Origin of the sequence: Cupriavidus metallidurans CH34, assembly GCF_000196015.1 — a bacterium.
GTDB classification, from domain to species: domain Bacteria; phylum Pseudomonadota; class Gammaproteobacteria; order Burkholderiales; family Burkholderiaceae; genus Cupriavidus; species Cupriavidus metallidurans.
Genome location: NC_007973.1, coordinates 700,956 through 717,315, shown reverse-complemented (window position 1 = coordinate 717,315; position 16,360 = coordinate 700,956). Strand labels below are relative to the sequence as shown.

At 64.6% G+C, this 16,360-nt stretch carries 15 protein-coding genes; 12 read left to right on the top strand and 3 right to left on the bottom strand.

Annotated features, from left to right (window positions below):
* The first annotated feature begins 4 nt into the window (after positions 1–4).
* The 12 genes from RMET_RS03275 (at position 5) to RMET_RS03220 (ending at position 12,688) form a co-directional block, all read left to right on the top strand.
* Positions 5–1,417, top strand: coding sequence for an ATP-binding protein (locus tag RMET_RS03275; RefSeq protein ID WP_011515506.1), 1,413 nt, complete (start codon positions 5–7; stop codon positions 1,415–1,417).
* A 44-nt stretch (positions 1,418–1,461) separates the two neighbouring features.
* Positions 1,462–2,307, top strand: a complete 846-nt coding sequence (cpaB, locus tag RMET_RS03270) for a Flp pilus assembly protein CpaB (RefSeq protein WP_011515505.1) — start codon at positions 1,462–1,464, stop codon at positions 2,305–2,307.
* Between the two features lie 87 nt (positions 2,308–2,394).
* On the top strand, positions 2,395–4,257 hold the full coding sequence (locus RMET_RS03265) for a type II and III secretion system protein family protein (protein ID WP_011515504.1): 1,863 nt from the start codon (positions 2,395–2,397) through the stop codon (positions 4,255–4,257).
* 35 nt (positions 4,258–4,292) lie between these two features.
* Positions 4,293–4,640, top strand: coding sequence for a hypothetical protein (locus RMET_RS03260; protein WP_011515503.1), 348 nt, complete (start codon positions 4,293–4,295; stop codon positions 4,638–4,640).
* A 22-nt stretch (positions 4,641–4,662) separates the two neighbouring features.
* Positions 4,663–5,967 (top strand): pilus assembly protein TadG-related protein, encoded by a 1,305-nt coding sequence (locus tag RMET_RS03255; protein WP_011515502.1) that lies wholly within the window; start codon positions 4,663–4,665, stop codon positions 5,965–5,967.
* A 9-nt stretch (positions 5,968–5,976) separates the two neighbouring features.
* Entirely contained in the window at positions 5,977–6,507 is a 531-nt protein-coding gene (locus tag RMET_RS03250) for a TadE/TadG family type IV pilus assembly protein (protein WP_011515501.1), read from the top strand.
* Entirely contained in the window at positions 6,504–6,962 is a 459-nt protein-coding gene (locus RMET_RS03245; protein WP_011515500.1) for a TadE/TadG family type IV pilus assembly protein, read from the top strand. The genes RMET_RS03250 and RMET_RS03245 overlap by 4 nt, the downstream gene beginning before the upstream one ends.
* 60 nt (positions 6,963–7,022) lie before the next feature.
* Positions 7,023–8,216: an AAA family ATPase gene (locus RMET_RS03240; RefSeq protein WP_011515499.1), complete on the top strand. Its 1,194-nt coding sequence runs from the start codon at positions 7,023–7,025 to the stop codon at positions 8,214–8,216.
* Positions 8,217–8,278: 62 nt separating this feature from the next.
* The gene (locus RMET_RS03235) at positions 8,279–9,649 is read left to right on the top strand and encodes a CpaF family protein (protein WP_011515498.1); all 1,371 of its coding nucleotides are present in this window, start codon (positions 8,279–8,281) and stop codon (positions 9,647–9,649) included.
* Positions 9,650–9,691: 42 nt separating this feature from the next.
* Complete coding sequence (locus tag RMET_RS03230) at positions 9,692–10,669, top strand: type II secretion system F family protein (RefSeq protein ID WP_011515497.1); 978 nt, start codon at positions 9,692–9,694, stop codon at positions 10,667–10,669.
* 51 nt (positions 10,670–10,720) lie between these two features.
* Positions 10,721–11,692, top strand: coding sequence for a type II secretion system F family protein (locus tag RMET_RS03225; protein ID WP_011515496.1), 972 nt, complete (start codon positions 10,721–10,723; stop codon positions 11,690–11,692).
* 207 nt (positions 11,693–11,899) lie between these two features.
* Complete coding sequence (locus RMET_RS03220; protein ID WP_011515495.1) at positions 11,900–12,688, top strand: metallophosphoesterase; 789 nt, start codon at positions 11,900–11,902, stop codon at positions 12,686–12,688.
* Positions 12,689–12,821: 133 nt separating this feature from the next.
* Here RMET_RS03220 and tssJ read toward each other — a convergent pair whose 3' ends face one another.
* The 3 genes from tssJ to tssF are packed head-to-tail and all read right to left on the bottom strand — an operon-like array spanning position 12,822 to position 16,354.
* The gene (gene tssJ, locus RMET_RS03215) at positions 12,822–13,391 is read right to left on the bottom strand and encodes a type VI secretion system lipoprotein TssJ (protein ID WP_011515494.1); all 570 of its coding nucleotides are present in this window, start codon (positions 13,389–13,391) and stop codon (positions 12,822–12,824) included.
* A 36-nt stretch (positions 13,392–13,427) separates the two neighbouring features.
* A complete protein-coding gene (tssG, locus tag RMET_RS03210) occupies positions 13,428–14,516 on the bottom strand; it encodes a type VI secretion system baseplate subunit TssG (RefSeq protein WP_011515493.1) in 1,089 nt (362 codons plus the stop codon).
* A gap of 17 nt (positions 14,517–14,533) precedes the next feature.
* A complete protein-coding gene (tssF, locus tag RMET_RS03205; protein WP_011515492.1) occupies positions 14,534–16,354 on the bottom strand; it encodes a type VI secretion system baseplate subunit TssF in 1,821 nt (606 codons plus the stop codon).
* Positions 16,355–16,360: the final 6 nt, after the last annotated feature.

The window sequence follows — 16,360 nt, the reverse complement described above, 5'->3', positions numbered from 1 at the left end:
GGCAATGTTAGAGCACCACGAAGCAGGCCAGGCAACAAGACTCCCCGAGGCAGTCGCCTCGATGGTGCGGCATGCCCAGGCTGATCACGACGCGCTGCCGGCCTGGCACGTTCCGCCGCGATCCATCGCGGATACCGGTCTGGAGATCGCGTTGCTGCTGGGCTTGTTGCTGAAGGCCGCCTACCTGCACCGCAGCGTCTCCCTGACGATTCTGACGGACACGCTCAAGCTGCCCGCTTCGGTGGTGAACGAGATCGCGACCGTCGCCGTTCGCGAACGGCTGCTGGAAGTGGCCCATCGCGGCGCCAGCGACATCGACGTGCGATTCCGCCTGACCGACGCAGGTTACGCCCGCGCCGCGGAGACCTCGGCCCGCTGCAGCTACTCCGGTGCCGCGCCGGTCACGCTTCAGGCTTACCTCGATGCGATTCAGCATCACTCGATTCATCACACATCGGTCACGAAGGCGGATGTCACCGCGGCATTCCACAACCTGGTGGCGCCGGTCCATCTGCTCGACAGCATCGGCATGGCGCTGAACACCGCCCGCGCGCTGATGATCTACGGCCCGCCGGGCAGCGGCAAGACCTACCTGGCGCAGCGACTCGGTGCGCTGTTGCCCGGCGCGGTGCCCGTGCCCCATGCGATCACCGTGGCGGGCGAGATCATCCAGATCATGGACCCGCTCGTGCACACCCCCATCGACGACAGCGAGGCTTCGTCCGCCCGCCGGTCAATAGACCGCCGCTGGGTCGTCTGCCATCGTCCCGTCGTGCTGACCGGCGGCGAACTGACGCTGTCGATGCTCGACCTGCGCTACGACAGCAACTCGGGCTTCTATCAGGCACCCCCGCACATGAAGGCCAACAACGGCATCTACATCGTGGATGACCTTGGCCGGCAGATGGTCGGTGTCGAACAGTTACTGAATCGCTGGATCGTGCCGCTGGACCGCGGCATCGACATGTTCACGCTTCATAGCGGCGTGCGGTTCTCGGTGCCCTTCGACGTATGGCCGGTGTTCTCGACCAACCTTTCGCCCACGGACCTCAGCGACGATGCGTTCCTGCGCCGGCTTGGCAGCAAGCTCTACGTGGGGCCGCTGCCGATCGACGACTACCGCGAAGTCTGCCTGCGCACGGCCACCGAACTCGGTCTGACGTGGCCGGAGCCCGCCTTCGATTTCCTGCTGGAGAGCCTGCATTTCTCCAGCGACACACCCCTGCTCGCGTGCATCCCGCGCGACCTGTTGCGGCTTGTGGCATCGCACGTGCGCTACCACGGCCACGCACCGCAAGTCACGGAAGAGAGCCTGTGCCGCGCCTGGCAGAGCTACTACGGATTGCAGGGCAAACCGGAAGCACCACCGCCGGACAACGAACACCGCTGGCCCGCCGGCCATCGTGCAGCGGGCTGAGTCAGCCCAACCAGGAAGCAAGTACATACGAGGGGAGAGTCATCATGAAGAACACGCGAGCAATCCTGATGCTGCTGATTGCGCTGGTGGCCGGCGCGGCGGCGGTGGTTTCCGCATCCCGCTGGCTGCTGCAGCAGTCGTCCAGCTCGGTCAAGCAGGTGGTGGTGGCCGCGAACGATCTCGATCTCGGCCAGCCGCTCAATGGCAGCCAGCTCAAGCTCGTCAGCTGGCCCGCCGGCAGCGTGCCGCCCGGTGCGTTCGAAGATCCCAAGACGCTGGACGGGCGCGTGGTCCGCACCAGCTTGCAACGCGGCGAGCCCATTATCGACGCGAAGCTGGCGCCGGTGGGCACCAAGGGCGGCCTCTCCGCCGTCATCAACGACGGCAAGCGCGCCATCACGGTTCGTGTCAACGATGTGGTGGGCGTGGCTGGCTTCGCGCTGCCAGGCAACTACGTCGATGTGATCGTCAACACCAACGAGGACACCAAGAGCGCGCAGAACGGCAGCATCTCGAAGATCGTGCTCGAGAAGATTCTGGTGCTGGCCGTGGCGCAACAGGTCAGCCGCGATGACACGCAGCCGAAGGTGGTCAACGCCGTGACGCTGGAAGTCTCGCCGGATCAGGCCGAGAAGCTCGACGTGGCGCGCAGCGTGGGAACGCTGTCGCTGGTGCTGCGCAATCAGATGGACGTGGCCGACATCAACACGGGCGGCGCCACCAAGCACACGCTGCTCGGCAAGGCCGAACTGCCCGCGCCGGCTCCGCTCGCTGCGCCGGCTCCCGTTACGCGCACGGTGGTCAAGACCCGCACGGTCGCCGCCGCACCGCGCGCTGGCAACTGCGTCGGCGTGCTCGCAGGCATCCAGGGCAGCCTGGAGTGCTTCTGACCGTAAAGGGTGAAACAGCCGAAGCACCGAGACACCTAGACGCTTAGCGCATCCAGATCCGCTTCACTCTCCGGGGGGAGATCAAAAATGAACCAGAAGACAACTGAAGCAGCACGCGGCACACGCCACTTCGTCCTGGCCGCCATCCTCTGCACACCGCTCGCCGCCGCGGCACAGGTCGCGGTAGAAGCCGGCAACGTCGCCAGGTCGACCACGCCGGCGGCGGCCTCGCCAGCGGTCAAGGTCCCGGGAGGACCCGTGCAGATGACCATCAGCATGGCGCCCGTGCCCGCCGCCCCCTCGATCGCCGCTGACGCCCGGGGCCCGAACTGCTCCGGCGCGATCCGCAACGAATCGAGCGTGATCGTGCCGATCGGCAAGTCGCAGCTGATTCCGCTGCCCGAGCCAGTACGCAACCGCACGCTGGGCAACCCGAACGTCGTGCAGGCCACGATGGTGTCGCCGCAGACGCTCTATGTCCTCGGCCGCAGCGTGGGCACCACCAACATGATCGTGCAGGGCCGCAGTGGCGGTTGCAGCATCATCAACGTGGTGGTCAACGCGGACTCGAACGGACTGCAGACCTCGCTGGCCCAGTTGCTGCCGGGTGAATCGGGCATCCGCGTGATGACCGCCGCGGACAATCTGGTACTGACCGGCAGCGTCTCCAGTTCACAGGCTGCACTGCAGGCCATGGATATCGCCCAGGCGTACGCCAACGCGGCACAGGGCGACGGCGCCAACGGCAAGAAGGGCGGCGTGCTCAACATGATGTCCGTCGACACCCCGCAGCAGGTGATGTTGGAGGTGAAGGTTGCCGAAGTCTCCAAGACGCTGCTCAACCAGCTCGGTTCGGCAGTCAATATCCAGGGCGGCTTCGGATCGTGGACCGGTGGCGTGATCTCGAACCTGCTCACGGGTGCGGCGGCCGGCATCTTCGGTAGCAAGGCCAACAACAAGCCGTTCAATCTCGCGATCGACGCGCAGAAGAACGACAGCCTGGTAAAGGTTCTTGCCGAACCGAATCTGGTCACCATCAGCGGTCAAGAAGCCAGCTTCCTCGCAGGCGGCAAGATCTACATCCCGGTCGCGCAGAGCAACGCGCTCGGTGGCGCCTCCACCATCACGCTGCAGGAAGAAGAGTTCGGCGTGGGGCTGAAGTTCACCCCGACCGTGCTGGCCAATGGACGGATCCACCTGAAGGTGTCGCCGGAAGTCTCGGAACTGTCGCCAACTGGGGCAACGGTCAGCGGCAGCACGCTGACCGGACAGACGATCCTGCCGCTCATCACGACTCGCCGCGCCTCCACCACCGTGCAGATGCGCGATGGCGAGAGCTTCGCGATCGGTGGCCTGCTGCAGGACAGCGCACGTGGCTCGCTGAAGGCACTGCCTGGCGCTGGTGAGGTTCCGGTGCTTGGCACGCTGTTCCGCAGCACGCAGTTCCAGCAAGACCTGACCGAGCTGGTGTTCATCATCACGCCGCACCTGGTCAAGCCAATGCAGACGCAGAACTATCCGCTGCCGACCGACGGCTTCACTACGCCTGACCCGCTGTCGCTCTACTTCATGGGCAACATGGAAGGCAAGGGCAGGCCTGCTCCGCAGCCGGCACCGGCGCCTTCGCAACCCGCCGCGCCCGCCACGGCACCTGCTCCCGTGCCTTCGACCCCGCGCAGCGAAGCCGGCCCGACCACGTCGGTTCCCACCAGCCCCACTCCGATCGGCAAGCTCCTGGACGAGCCGGCGCCGTCGGCCCCCGCGGCTTCGCCAGCACCAGTGGCAACCGTGGGGCCACGGCCGCCCCAGGGGCCCGCACGTGACCTCGTAGCCGCCACTCCGCCCGAGGACAACAGCGCGCGTGTCGCGCGCATCGAGGCCACTGCGCTCCGCCTGGCCCAGGCAAGGGCCGCGGCCGCGACCACCCCCGGCACCACGGGCAGCAACTGATCCGCCACGCGCAAGGGAAACTAAGGAGAACGATCATGAACAAGACACTCAAGCTTTCGCGTGGCGCCACAGTGCTGGCGGTTGGCACCCTGGCCTGCATCGGACTGTCCGGCTGCATGACCTCGACGCCGTCGTGGGACCAGCATCGCGGCGAGGCCCTCGCCGCGGTCAAGCAGCAGCAGATCATCAACCCGGATGCGCCGGCCGGATTGCCGACCATGGACGGCACCGACGGCAAGACCGCCGTAGCCGCCATGCGTAACTTCGACCGCTCGCTGATCCGCGTCCAGACCGGAACGGGCAGCCCCGTCGGTGGTTTCGGCATCGACTTCGGCGCGGGCGGGTATGGCGGCGTGGGTATGGGCGGCGGCAGCCAACGCTAAGCAAACCGCGGGGAGCACCATCATGTCCACAACCAGGTCTCGCGGCATGTCACTGCCTCGCATTCACGAGAGGCAGCGCGGCGCCGTTGCCATCATCGTCGGCCTCATGATCGTGGTGCTGGTCGGCTTCATCGGCCTGGCACTCGATCTCGGCAAACTGTATGTGAGCAAGAGCGAGTTGCAGAACCGCGCGGATTCGTGCGCGCTGGCCGCAGCGCGCGACCTGACCGGTGCTACCCCGCTAACGGTTTCCGAAGCCGCCGGCCTGACCGCGGCGGCCCGCAACCTGGTGCTGTTCCAGGGCAACCTGGAACAGCAGCCGAACATCACATCGGCCGAATCCGTGACCTACAGCGATTCGTTGGCGAATCCCTTTCTGGACAAGAACTCGGTCACCTACGCGCTGAACACGATCAAGTACGTCAAATGCGACGTCTCGCGTGGCAACATCGCGAACTGGTTCGCGCAGGTACTGAATGCGATTCCTGGCATCCACATCGGAGCGAACACGGTTGGGGCCTTCGCTGTCGCAACGACGACTTCGGCGCAGACCACCTGCGCGATTCCTGTGTACATCTGCAGACCCGACACTGCCACGCCGGCGGTGCCCGGCGGATACACGATCGGTCAATGGCTGACAGCCAAGATTGGGACCTCGGGCGGGGGCGTCTACGGAGGTGGGAACTTCGGCTGGGCCGACCTGAGCGGTGGCAAGGGCAACACACCTGCTCTGGACACCCAGCTTCAGGGAGCGGGCCAATGCAATCTGCCCGCCTTGAACACCCAGATCGGGACAACCGGCAACAAGGCCTCGCTCTCGGACGCGTGGAACAGCCGCTTCGGCATCACCACGAACAAGACCACCGGTGTGACCGACTTTACGGGTTTCGCCTATACGAGCACAACGTGGACGGCGCAGAACAACGCTTACAACGGCACATCGACCGACAGCAAGGGGGCCTCCCAGCCGAATTTCCTGGCTGCCCGCAAGACATACCAGCCCTATCAGAGTGACTCCGTTACGGGCCTGAGCACGAAAGGCTCAGCCGCGTCGCAGGCCACCTATCAGGCTGGCGCTGACCGGCGCCTGGTGCTGGCGCCGATCGTCGACTGCTCAACGTTCAGCACGCCGGGCACCCATCAGGCCAACGTCACGGGCTGGGCCTGCGTGTTGATGGTCGACCCCATGCAGCAGGGCGGCAACATCGACACGGTGCATCTCGAGTATCGCGGCGACTCGAGCCTGCCGGGCAGCCCCTGCGCCACGCAGGGCATGCCGGGCGCGAGTACCGGCGTCGGCCCGCTCGTCCCGGTGCTGGTGCAATAGGAGTCGATCATGAAACGACTGACCAACGCACACAGGCAATCCCGCACGCGCCAGCGCGGCGTCGCCGCAGTCGAGTTCGGCATCATGCTCGTGCCGATGCTGCTGATGGCGTGCGGCGTGGCCGAGTTCGGCCGCGCGATCTACCAGTACGACACGCTGACCAAGGCCACCCGCTCGGCAGCACGTTACCTGTCGCAGTATTCGCCCGATGACGTCGCCTATCCGACGGCGGCCACCAAGTGCCTGGCGGCCTACGGTAACACCGGCTGCTCGGGCCAGCCTCTGGCACCCGGGTTGACCACCGCCATGGTGATCATCTGCGATCGCGTCGATTCGTCCGGCTGCCCCGGCGCCACCCAAACCTTCAGCAACGTCGCGACCTACGACAGTACCGGTGGCGGCAGCGGCACGCAGGCCGGCACCGTGAACCTGATCGCCGTCAGGATCAGCGGCTATACCTACACGCCGCTGCAGTCGTTCATCAACGTGTCCGGCCTGACCTTCGGCGACATCACCACCGTCATGAGGCAAGTGCTATGAAACATCGCGCCCATCCGCTCCGCTTCGCACGCCAGCGCGGCCTGGCCGCCGTGGAGTTCGCCCTTATCGCCGGCATGTTCTTCACGCTGCTGATCGGCATCATGGAGTTCTCGCGCGTGCTGTTCTACTGGAACACCGCCGCTGAAGTCACGCGCATGGCCGCGCGGTCGGCCGTGGTCTGCGATTCCGGCGCCAGCATCATCAAGACCAGGATGGAAAACATGCTGCCGCTACTGCAGGACTCGAATATCAGCGTGGCCTACTCGCCGACGGGCTGCGACAGCGATCCCGCCACGGCGCGCTCCACCTGCCAGACAGTAACCGTGAGCGTGTCCAACGTGACCATCGCCACCATGATCCCCGTGATGCGGTTGCGCATCGGCATGCCGCCGTTCACGACCACCATGACACGCGAGAGCATGCAGACATCGACCGGCGGGTCGGTGTGTAGCTGAGACCCAATCCACCCATTTCCATCCATTCCACCCATCCGACCCGAACATCGCGAGGACACCATGCTGAAGATCCTGATTGCATCCGATGACACCGCACGGCTGGCGGAGATCAATCGGCTCGCTACCATCGCCGGAAACTTCCAGACCACGTCGCTGCAGGAAGGTCTAGCGCGTCTGCCATTCCAGGCGAGCCGGCTGCGCATGGCCGATCTGCTGGTGCTCGATCTGTCCGAAATCGGACCCGCGCAGATGTTCGGGGTGGAAACCCTGCGCCAGCAGCACCCCGAACTGCCCTGCATCCTGATCACACAATCGCAGGATTCCAGCGTGCTGATCCAGGCGATGCGTGCCGGCGTGCGCGATGTGCTGCCATGGCCGCTGGACAAAGGCCAGCTTGTCGAGGCGCTGAAGCGCGTGGAAGCCACGCACGTGCCGCGCATGCAGGAGGTAGCGCAGGTCATATCGATGATCTCCTGCAAGGGCGGCGCTGGTACCAGCTTCGTGGCCGCAAACCTTGGCGACGCCCTCGCCCGCCACTTCGGCAAGCGTGTGCTCGTCGTCGACCTGAACCGGTACTTCGGGGATCTGACGTACATCGTGACCGACAAGGCGCCGCCCAGCACATTGTCGGAAATCTGCAGCCAGATCGATCGCATGGACGCGGCGTTCCTGGAAGCCTGTCTCGTTCACGTGGACAACGGATTCGACATGCTGGCGGGCGCGGCCGACCCGGTGCGTGCCAGCCAGATCCAGAAGGAAAAGCTCGAGTGGATCCTGTCGGTCATGCAGCCGAACTACGACTACGTGATCTTCGACGTCGGGCAGAGCATCGACCCGCTGTCGATCAGCATGCTCGACCACAGCGACCGCATTTGCGTGGTGACCGAGCCGAGCATCGCATTCGGCCGCCCCAGCCGCCGGTTGCTCGACATCCTGCGCGCGCTGCACTACCCCGACGACAAGATTCGCGTGGTGCTGAACCGCGTAGGTCGCAAGAACGAAGTGCCCCGAACCACGATGGAAGAGATCTTCGGCATGAAGGTGGCCTTTACCCTGCCAGACGATCCGGCGGCCGTGGACGAAGCCGTCAGCCACGGGGAGCCGGTTGCGAAGCTGAGCAAGCGCAGCAGCATCGCCCGGGCGCTGCAGGCGATGGCCATGCAACTGGCGCCCTCGCATGAAGCCGAGCGCCGCGGCCGGCAGGAGGGCGTGTCGCCGTTACGCAAGCTGATGCTGCGCGCCCGTAGCACCTGAATCCGCAGGCCACCGATCCGTCAGAGCCACCCGAACCGAATACGCTTAGCAAGGAGTCCATCATGTCAATCCGCGAACAGCTCGCCAGCGCCGGGACACCCCACACGGCAAATGGTCACGCCGCGATCCATTTCTCGATGGCCACCAACACGACATCGCCCGGGTACCACGCGCTGAAGCGCGACGTGCACGAGACCGTGCTGGACCGCGTGGAGCTGGAGCGCCTGGCGCACTTCCCGCAGGAACAGGTACGTCAGGAGATCGCCTCGCTGGTGAGCCTGATCATCGAGGAACATAAGGTGCTGCTCAATGACAACGAGCGGCGACAACTCACCGTAGAGATCTATGACGAGATGTTCGGCTTCGGGCCGCTGGAACCACTGTTGAAGGACCCCACGGTCTCGGACATCCTGGTCAACACGGCACGACAAACCTACGTGGAGCGGCGCGGCAAGCTCGAACTGACGAATGTGGTGTTCTATGACGACGCCCATTTGATGAAAGTCATCGAGAAGATCGTGTCGCGCGTCGGCCGCCGCATCGACGAAACCAGCCCCATGGTGGATGCGCGCCTGCCGGACGGCTCTCGCGTTAACGCCATCATCCCGCCATCTGCCATCGATGGTCCACTGCTGTCGATTCGTCGCTTCTCCGTGAACCCGCTGCAGGTGTCCGACCTGGTCGAGCTGAAGAGCCTCACGCAGCCGATGGCGCAAATGCTGCAGGCGCTGGCGCATGCCAAGATCAACGTGTTGGTCTCGGGCGGTACGGGCAGCGGGAAGACCACGCTGCTGAACATCCTGTCCGGATTCATCCCGGAAGACGAACGCGTGGTGACCATCGAGGATGCCGCCGAACTCCAACTGCGCCAGCCTCATGTCCTGCGCCTGGAAACGCGGCCGCCCAATATCGAAGGCAAGGGAGAAATCACCCAGCGCGCGCTGGTGCGCAACGCGCTGCGGATGCGCCCGGACCGCATCATCCTCGGCGAAATCCGTGGTGGCGAGGCACTGGACATGCTCAACGCCATGAACACCGGCCACGAGGGCTCGCTCACGACGATCCACGCCAACACCCCGCGTGATGCGCTGACGCGGCTCGAGAACATGGTCAGCATGGCAGGCCTGACCATGCCGGCCAAGGCCATGCGCCAGCAGATCGCCTCGGCGATCACGGTGATCGTGCAGGCGGCGCGTCTGACCGACGGGCGGCGCAAGATCATCAGCATCCAGGAAATCACTGGCATGGAAGGCGACATCATCAACACGCAGGAGATCTTCACGTTCCAGCGCACGGGTGTGGCCGAGGATGGCACGGTCCGCGGCCACTTCAAGGCCACGGGCGTGTATCCGAAGTTTGCGGAGCGGCTGCGCGTCTTTGGCGTCGGGCTGCCGGACGAGACCTACGATCCCGCGCGGCGCTACGAAGTCTGAGCCCACGCACTGATCAACGACAACATATCCGGGGGGTAACACATGAGCACGATCTTCTATGCCTTCGGCATCTTGCTGTTCGTCGCCGTGGTGCTCAGTGTCGAAGCCATCTATCTGTGGTGGAACAATGCCCACGGCCCCGCGGCCAAACGCATCGAAGCGCGGCTGAGAGCGCTTTCTGCCGGCGGACACGTCAGCGCCGAACGCCTGTCCATTCTCAAGAAGCGCCTGCTCAGCGATTCGCCGCGGATGCAGCGCTGGCTCATGAGCGTGCCGCGTATCGGCGCGCTGGACCGCTGGCTCGAGCAGTCCGGCAGCACATGGTCCGTGGCACAGCTGTTCGGCTACTGCGGCCTGGTGGTGCTGTGCGCGGTGGCGCTGATTCCGCTGGTGCCTGTGCCGCTGCCGATCATACTGGGCTGCATGGCGTTCGTCTGGTTGTTGCCGTTCCTGCATGTCATGCGGCTGCGCACCAAGCGGCTCAAGCAAATGGAAGTGCAGCTGCCAGACGCCGTCGACATGATCAGCCGCGCGCTGCGTGCTGGCCACTCGTTCGCCGGAGCGCTCGGCATGGTCGGCCAGGAAATCAAGGCGCCGCTGGGTCCCGAGTTCCGCACCACGTTCGAAGAGATCAACTACGGCGTGGCGCTCGACGAGGCCATGACGAACCTCGCCATGCGTGTGCCAGTGGGCGACCTCCGCTACTTCGTCATCGCCGTGCTGATCCAGCGCGAGAGTGGCGGCAACCTCGCGGAGATCCTCGACACGATCGGCACGATGGTGCGCGAGCGGTTGAAGCTCTTCGACAAGATCCGCGTGCTCTCGGCCGAAGGGCGACTCTCCGCGTGGATTCTCGGCCTGCTGCCATTCGGCACGGCGGGCCTGATCATGGTGGTCAATCCGGGCTTCATGCGGGTGTTGTGGGAAGACCCGATTGGCTGGCGAATGGTAGGTGCCGCCATGACGTCGATGATCTTCGGCGTGCTGTGGATGCGCAAGATCATCCGCATCCGGGTATGAGTCAGATAGCAACAGGCAGGCTTGAGCGCGCATCCTGAGGGGGAGTCGATCATGCAAGACATCATGCAGGGGTTTCGGGCAGACCAGTTGATTGTGCTGGCGCTGGTCTTCGTTGCGGCGTTCGGCACGGTACTTGGCGTGCTCTATGTGTTCTCGCCAGACCGCATGCGCGGCAGGATGGAGCAGATCGCCAGCGAGACTGGCACTGTCCCGGGCAACGCCGGGCAGCAGCAGGCCTGGGTCGAGAAGCTCGTGAAATGGGCGCAGCCGGTCTCGCGGCTCTCGTTGCCCAAGGAGGGTTGGGAGAATTCGCAGCTGCGCGTGCGCTTCATGAACGCCGGATGGCGCGATGCGAGCGCCGCCCCGCTGTACTTCGCCGCCAAGACGCTGCTGGCGGTGGCGCTCCCGATGATCGGACTGATCGCGACAAGCAGCGTCCCGGCATTCCAGGAACAGAGCACGACGTTCGCGGTGCTGGCGGTGCTGGCCGCGATTGGTTACTACATTCCGAACATCGTGCTGTCCCGGAAAGTGACGGCACGCCAGAGAACGGTGTTCGAGGAGTTCCCCGACGTCATCGACCTGCTGACCGTCTGCGTGGAAGCCGGCCTCGGCCTCGATGCCGCGCTGATGCGCGTGGCCGACGAACTTGCGCTGCGCTGCCCGGTGCTGGCCGATGAACTGCAACTGATGCTGCTGGAGCTCCGCTCCGGCTTCTCGAAGGAGAAAGCGTTGAGCAATCTGTCGCTGCGCACCGGCGTCGAGGACGTCGACAAGTTCGCGTCCATGCTGATCCAGGCGGACCGCTTCGGCACCAGCCTTGGCGAATCCTTGCGGGTGCTGTCCGACATGCTTCGCACCAAGCGCCGGATGCGCGCGGAAGAGCAGGCGGCGAAGATCGCGCTGAAGCTGCTGTTCCCGCTGATTTTCACGATCTTCCCCACGCTCCTGCTGGTGTTGCTAGGACCCGCATTCATCCAGATCTACCGCGTATTGCTGCCAACCATGACCGGCACCAACTGACGTTCGCTCTAGCGGCGCCTTGCCATAGCGGTTCCCCCGGCTGTCTCGCCCTGGTGCAACACCAGGTGGACAGTCTTGCCCGGACAGTGTCCGGGCTTTTCTGCATTCTGCGGCGGCAGGCGGCTTGACCCGCGCGCCAGTCTTCTGAAAAATACGGGGCAAACCCATCCCCCACCCCTGTCCGTACGGACATCCGGGAGCCGCCGCATGAAGATCCGCATCCTGAGCGATCTGCACATCGAACACAACATGCCCGAGGATGTCCCCGCCTGTGGCGCGGACCTCACGATCCTGGCCGGAGACATCGCCAACGGCCGCGACGGCATCGACTGGGCGGCGCGCGTGTTCGACGGACCCGTGCTCTACGTGCCGGGCAATCACGAGTACTACGAGAGCACCTTCGATGCGGTGAGCCGGCAGATGACCGACGCGGCCGGAGAATCCGGCAACGTCACGCTGCTCAGCGAGGGCATCGCCGAGTTCGAGGACGCCGACGGCCAGCGCGTGCGCGTGATCGGCACCACGTGGTGGACCGACTACTGCCTCTATGGCGTCGATCGTGTCGACGAAGCCATGCAGGCGTGCTCGCGCGTGATGCTGGATCATCGCCTTATCGCTACCGCAGATGCCGACGGCCAGCATCGCCCTTTCACGCCCGCCGATGCACTGGCTCGCCATCGCGCGGCCACGGCCTGGCTGGCCGATGCGCTGGCGCAACCGTTCGACGGCAAGACCGTGGTGGTCACCCATCACGGCCCCGACCTCGGCAGCCTCGACGCACGCTATGCGCACGACATCGTCTCGGCCGGCTTCATCTCCCGCCGACCGGATCTGGTGGCCCAGGCCGACCTCTGGATCCATGGCCATACCCATACGAGCTTCGACTACTGGATCGACAGTTCACGCGTGGTGTGCAACCCGCGCGGCTACATCTCCCGGCGCAGTGGCGAGCCGGAGAACCCTGCGTTCGACTGGAGCAAGGCTGTGGCGCTTTGAGGCGGCTTACGAATACAAATCTCGATTTGCGTTCGTAAGAGACTTACTGCTTACACCGTACGCCGACAAGCGCGGGCCGATCTCATTGCCGCCCGGCATCTGGCCGTGGCAAGGCGACAGGCGCCGGCGGTCGTCACGTATCGCTCGTTGCGCCAAGCTGTGACGCCTGGGGCCTGAGCGCCTCTGGCGTCGCTCCGACACGTTCGAGCACATTCCCACGCGCCTCGATCTTCACGGGGTCGGTCTTCTTCCACTGCTTCTTCGGGATGACCAGCTTCCACACCGCGTTGTTGCCCGCGTCGCGGAACAACGCCGCGACGCCGACGTACTCGCAGTCTTCCTGCATCGGTTCTGCGAGACTCACGCTCGCCGCCGGGCGCAGCACCACATCCTTGCTTGCGAGCAGATCCGCCTTCAGCGACGCCAGGTCATGCGTCTGCAACTGCGCGTAGCTCAGTTGTTCGAAGGCCTGCGGCGTTTTCAGCTGATAGATCCGCACCACTGTCGACAACGATTCGCCTGCGCTGTTTGTATTTAACGACGACCTGCTGATGAGATCGAGGTTCATGGTCTTGACCTGCGTCGTGAAAGCCCACTTCGCTGCTTCCACTGTGCTGTTCTTCACGGCTTGTCCGACCCCGCAGCCGGCAACGGTAAGGGTGGCGACTAAGGCTATGCCCCCGTTTCGCAGCGCTTGCTTCATCGTGTTCATCCCTTCGTTCTAGTGTGCTGCTTGATCTCATTGACTGCGATGGCTTAGAGGCGCGGATGCTCCGGCATTGAATCCATTCCATGTTCCCAACTGCACGCGCGTGATCGCGGCTCCCCGGGTCGCGTTGGCGTTGGTGGTGGCCACGGAGCACTGGAGTTGCGTGCTATACCCAAGACTCACCGCATTCGAGTTCAGGGCCGGAGCCGGCATCAGCGCTGGCCGCACCTGCATCTCCAGATGCGCGTGCGCGGCATGGCCGAGGTAGAAGCGCAACAGCACCATCACCTCCCGGTGCATGGCCCGACCCGGCATCAGCCCAAGCACCGATTCGGGCGTCTGGGGCGTGATCACCACGCGTACCGCATTGGCACGGTCGTAGAAGCCTCGCCCCAACACACAGTTCTCGCCGAGTGGCATGCGCTCGGTGGCATCGAGGCGCACCCACACGGGGTAGAACTCCTCCACCAGGATCTGCGCATCCGGCACGGCATGCTGCAACACGCCGGCAAGACCCTCAGCAGTCCGTGTGCGCTGGCTGGCCAGTCCCAGCATCGACAACAGTTTGCGCGGGCTGACGGCGCCTTCGACGTGTTCGACGTGTTCGACACCGGGCCGCCCGGCTCCCGGCTCGCGCAGCCCCAGCCCGAGCAGACTGAGCAGGTAGCGTGAAACCTCGTCCGGTCCGCCCGACAGGAAACCCATCGGATAGCGATACTTGCGCGCGACCCGGTAGAACTGCGTGACAACGCGGTGGTGAAACAGGTCCAGGAAGGCCGCCAGCGACTCTGCGCCATCACGACGCTGAGCAATCTCGTCCACGAAGTAGGACGGCATACGCGCGTCGACGCCATACAGGCCAAGGAAGGCTGTGCGAATGACTGGTGGCCGGTCTGGGTAGTCATCGTCGTAGTCGACCAAATCGATCTCCCGCCCCGGGAACCCAAGCCCCCCATTGGAACGGAAGCGCACTGGGTCGTCGGCCAGGGAATCCGTGGTGCCCAGCGGCGGGCGCTGCGGCACGGACAGCTCGATCAGTTCACACAGTCGGAAGAAATTCATCTGAGGTGCATTGGCGAGCAACGCTCGCAACAAGGGACCTTCCTTCGGGGGTGACATGGTCTGACTCGGTGCGCTCAAAACGGAGCCCCCTCCCCTTTGCTGTCGGGCCACACCTGGTGCTTGCCGCTAGGCTGCGACACGATCACCAGGCGCGTATAGAGATTGACGGTAGCGTACAGCGACAGGAAGCGGTTGAGCATCTCGCCAAAGAGTTCCACATCGCCTTCGCCGGCGAAGCGCGTGCTATCCAGCACCACTTCGATCTCCACGCCGCGCAACAGGCCGCCTTTGACGAGCTTCTGGAGCGGGCGGTGCCGCACGTCTGTGATGGCCTCGATACGCCGACGGTTCAGTTCCCCATCGGTCCAGTCGTACAGCGCCAGGCTGCCGCGCAGAACTTCGGCGTCGAGCAGCGACAGGTAGTTGGGCGCCAGGTGCGATAGCACGCGCCAATGGAAGCGATCGCCGGAGGGCGGATACACGGGCATCGTCGGCGCGGTCAAATTGCGTACGGTGCCAATGTGCGTGAATCCCCCGCTCGTGCGGGTGATGCCTGCCTCGCGCAAGCCCTTGCGCGGCAGCATGCCGTTGGTGCCGGTGACCGACAGCGACAACGTCTCCTCGGGCAGGAACTGCTGATGATCCCAGGCGTGCCCTCCCAGCACAACCCAAGTGTCGAACCTCCCCGAAGGACCGCGGCGCACGCGGGTGTGGAAATAGCGCTCCGGCATCTCATGACGCAGCATGCCGCCCCGATGGCGGAACGCGGCGAAAGGCGCGTACTCGAAGCGCTTGCCACTGCCCGTCTCGAATCCCCGTACGGTTTCCACCGAATAGGGTTCCACATGTTGTCCATGCTGCTCCATGGCCCGCACGCGGTACTCGGTCTCGAAGTGGGTGATGGTGATCGGGTCGGCTTCCAGCTCGAACAGGTTGATGATCGGCGTGCAAAAGAGGCGCACGTTATCGGCCGAGAAGCGCATGTCATCCGGGAACGGCCGATTGAGTACCACCTCCACATCAAAGTGCTCGACGCCTTCCGGGATGGCGTCCAGATCGAGCCCCACGAGATCCACGAACATGAACTTCTCGGGGAAGGTGAAGTACTCCAGCAACAGTTGGTAGCCGCCGAAGGCGTTGTCAGCCTTCGGCCACAGGCGTTCCTCGGCAGCGAATCCGGCTGGCTCCAACCGTATCCCTGCCATCGGCTGGGGTGCGCCGGGCCGGTCGGCCGGATAGCCCGGTACCCGCACTTGCATGGCCAATGGCTTAGCGGTGAGCGCTGAGTAAAGCGCCAACGCCAGCGGGCGATCGGCATGCAGGTAGAGCCGCAGGCGCGGCACCGCCAACTGCTCGCGGCGCCCCTGAGTTTGTAGTGCCAGCCGCAGCCGGATGACCGAGCGGCCATCCTCGCGCGCATAGGCATTGGCTTCAGTAAGGCGCAACGGGTATAGATCGACTGGTTGCGTGGTCCGGTAAATGCATTCGACACTCCCTTCAATCCCGTCTTGTGTGGCGAGCGCAATGGGATCGGAGACCACCTCCAGTCCGGCCGGCAGCGTTTCATGGCGCTGCAGCGCTCCAACGTTCGGGGACAGTTCCAGGATCGACAATGACGGGATCATGCGCAGGTAATGCGGCCACAGCATGCTGACCAGGCCCTCGGTCAGTTCCGGCAACTCATCGTCCAGCTTATGGCGCAGCCGCCCCATCAGGAATGCGAAGCCCTCGAACAGCCGTTCGACGTGAGGGTCCCGCTCGCCGATACGGTCGATGTTGAGCATACGGGCGCGGTCAGGGAACGCCTGTGCGAACTCCTTGCCGGCTTCGCGCAGGTAGCGCATCTCGGCTTCGTAGTAACGCAGGATCTCGTTGTCTTGGGCGGGATGGTTCATGCAATA

Coding starts and splice junctions, on each gene's coding strand:
- RMET_RS03275 (WP_011515506.1), top strand. CDS start 5: ATGTTAGAGCACCACGAAGCAGGCCAGGCAACAAGACTCCCCGAGGCA.
- cpaB (WP_011515505.1), top strand. CDS start 1,462: ATGAAGAACACGCGAGCAATCCTGATGCTGCTGATTGCGCTGGTGGCC.
- RMET_RS03265 (WP_011515504.1), top strand. CDS start 2,395: ATGAACCAGAAGACAACTGAAGCAGCACGCGGCACACGCCACTTCGTC.
- RMET_RS03260 (WP_011515503.1), top strand. CDS start 4,293: ATGAACAAGACACTCAAGCTTTCGCGTGGCGCCACAGTGCTGGCGGTT.
- RMET_RS03255 (WP_011515502.1), top strand. CDS start 4,663: ATGTCCACAACCAGGTCTCGCGGCATGTCACTGCCTCGCATTCACGAG.
- RMET_RS03250 (WP_011515501.1), top strand. CDS start 5,977: ATGAAACGACTGACCAACGCACACAGGCAATCCCGCACGCGCCAGCGC.
- RMET_RS03245 (WP_011515500.1), top strand. CDS start 6,504: ATGAAACATCGCGCCCATCCGCTCCGCTTCGCACGCCAGCGCGGCCTG.
- RMET_RS03240 (WP_011515499.1), top strand. CDS start 7,023: ATGCTGAAGATCCTGATTGCATCCGATGACACCGCACGGCTGGCGGAG.
- RMET_RS03235 (WP_011515498.1), top strand. CDS start 8,279: ATGTCAATCCGCGAACAGCTCGCCAGCGCCGGGACACCCCACACGGCA.
- RMET_RS03230 (WP_011515497.1), top strand. CDS start 9,692: ATGAGCACGATCTTCTATGCCTTCGGCATCTTGCTGTTCGTCGCCGTG.
- RMET_RS03225 (WP_011515496.1), top strand. CDS start 10,721: ATGCAAGACATCATGCAGGGGTTTCGGGCAGACCAGTTGATTGTGCTG.
- RMET_RS03220 (WP_011515495.1), top strand. CDS start 11,900: ATGAAGATCCGCATCCTGAGCGATCTGCACATCGAACACAACATGCCC.
- tssJ (WP_011515494.1), bottom strand. CDS start 13,391: ATGAAGCAAGCGCTGCGAAACGGGGGCATAGCCTTAGTCGCCACCCTT.
- tssG (WP_011515493.1), bottom strand. CDS start 14,516: ATGTCACCCCCGAAGGAAGGTCCCTTGTTGCGAGCGTTGCTCGCCAAT.
- tssF (WP_011515492.1), bottom strand. CDS start 16,354: ATGAACCATCCCGCCCAAGACAACGAGATCCTGCGTTACTACGAAGCC.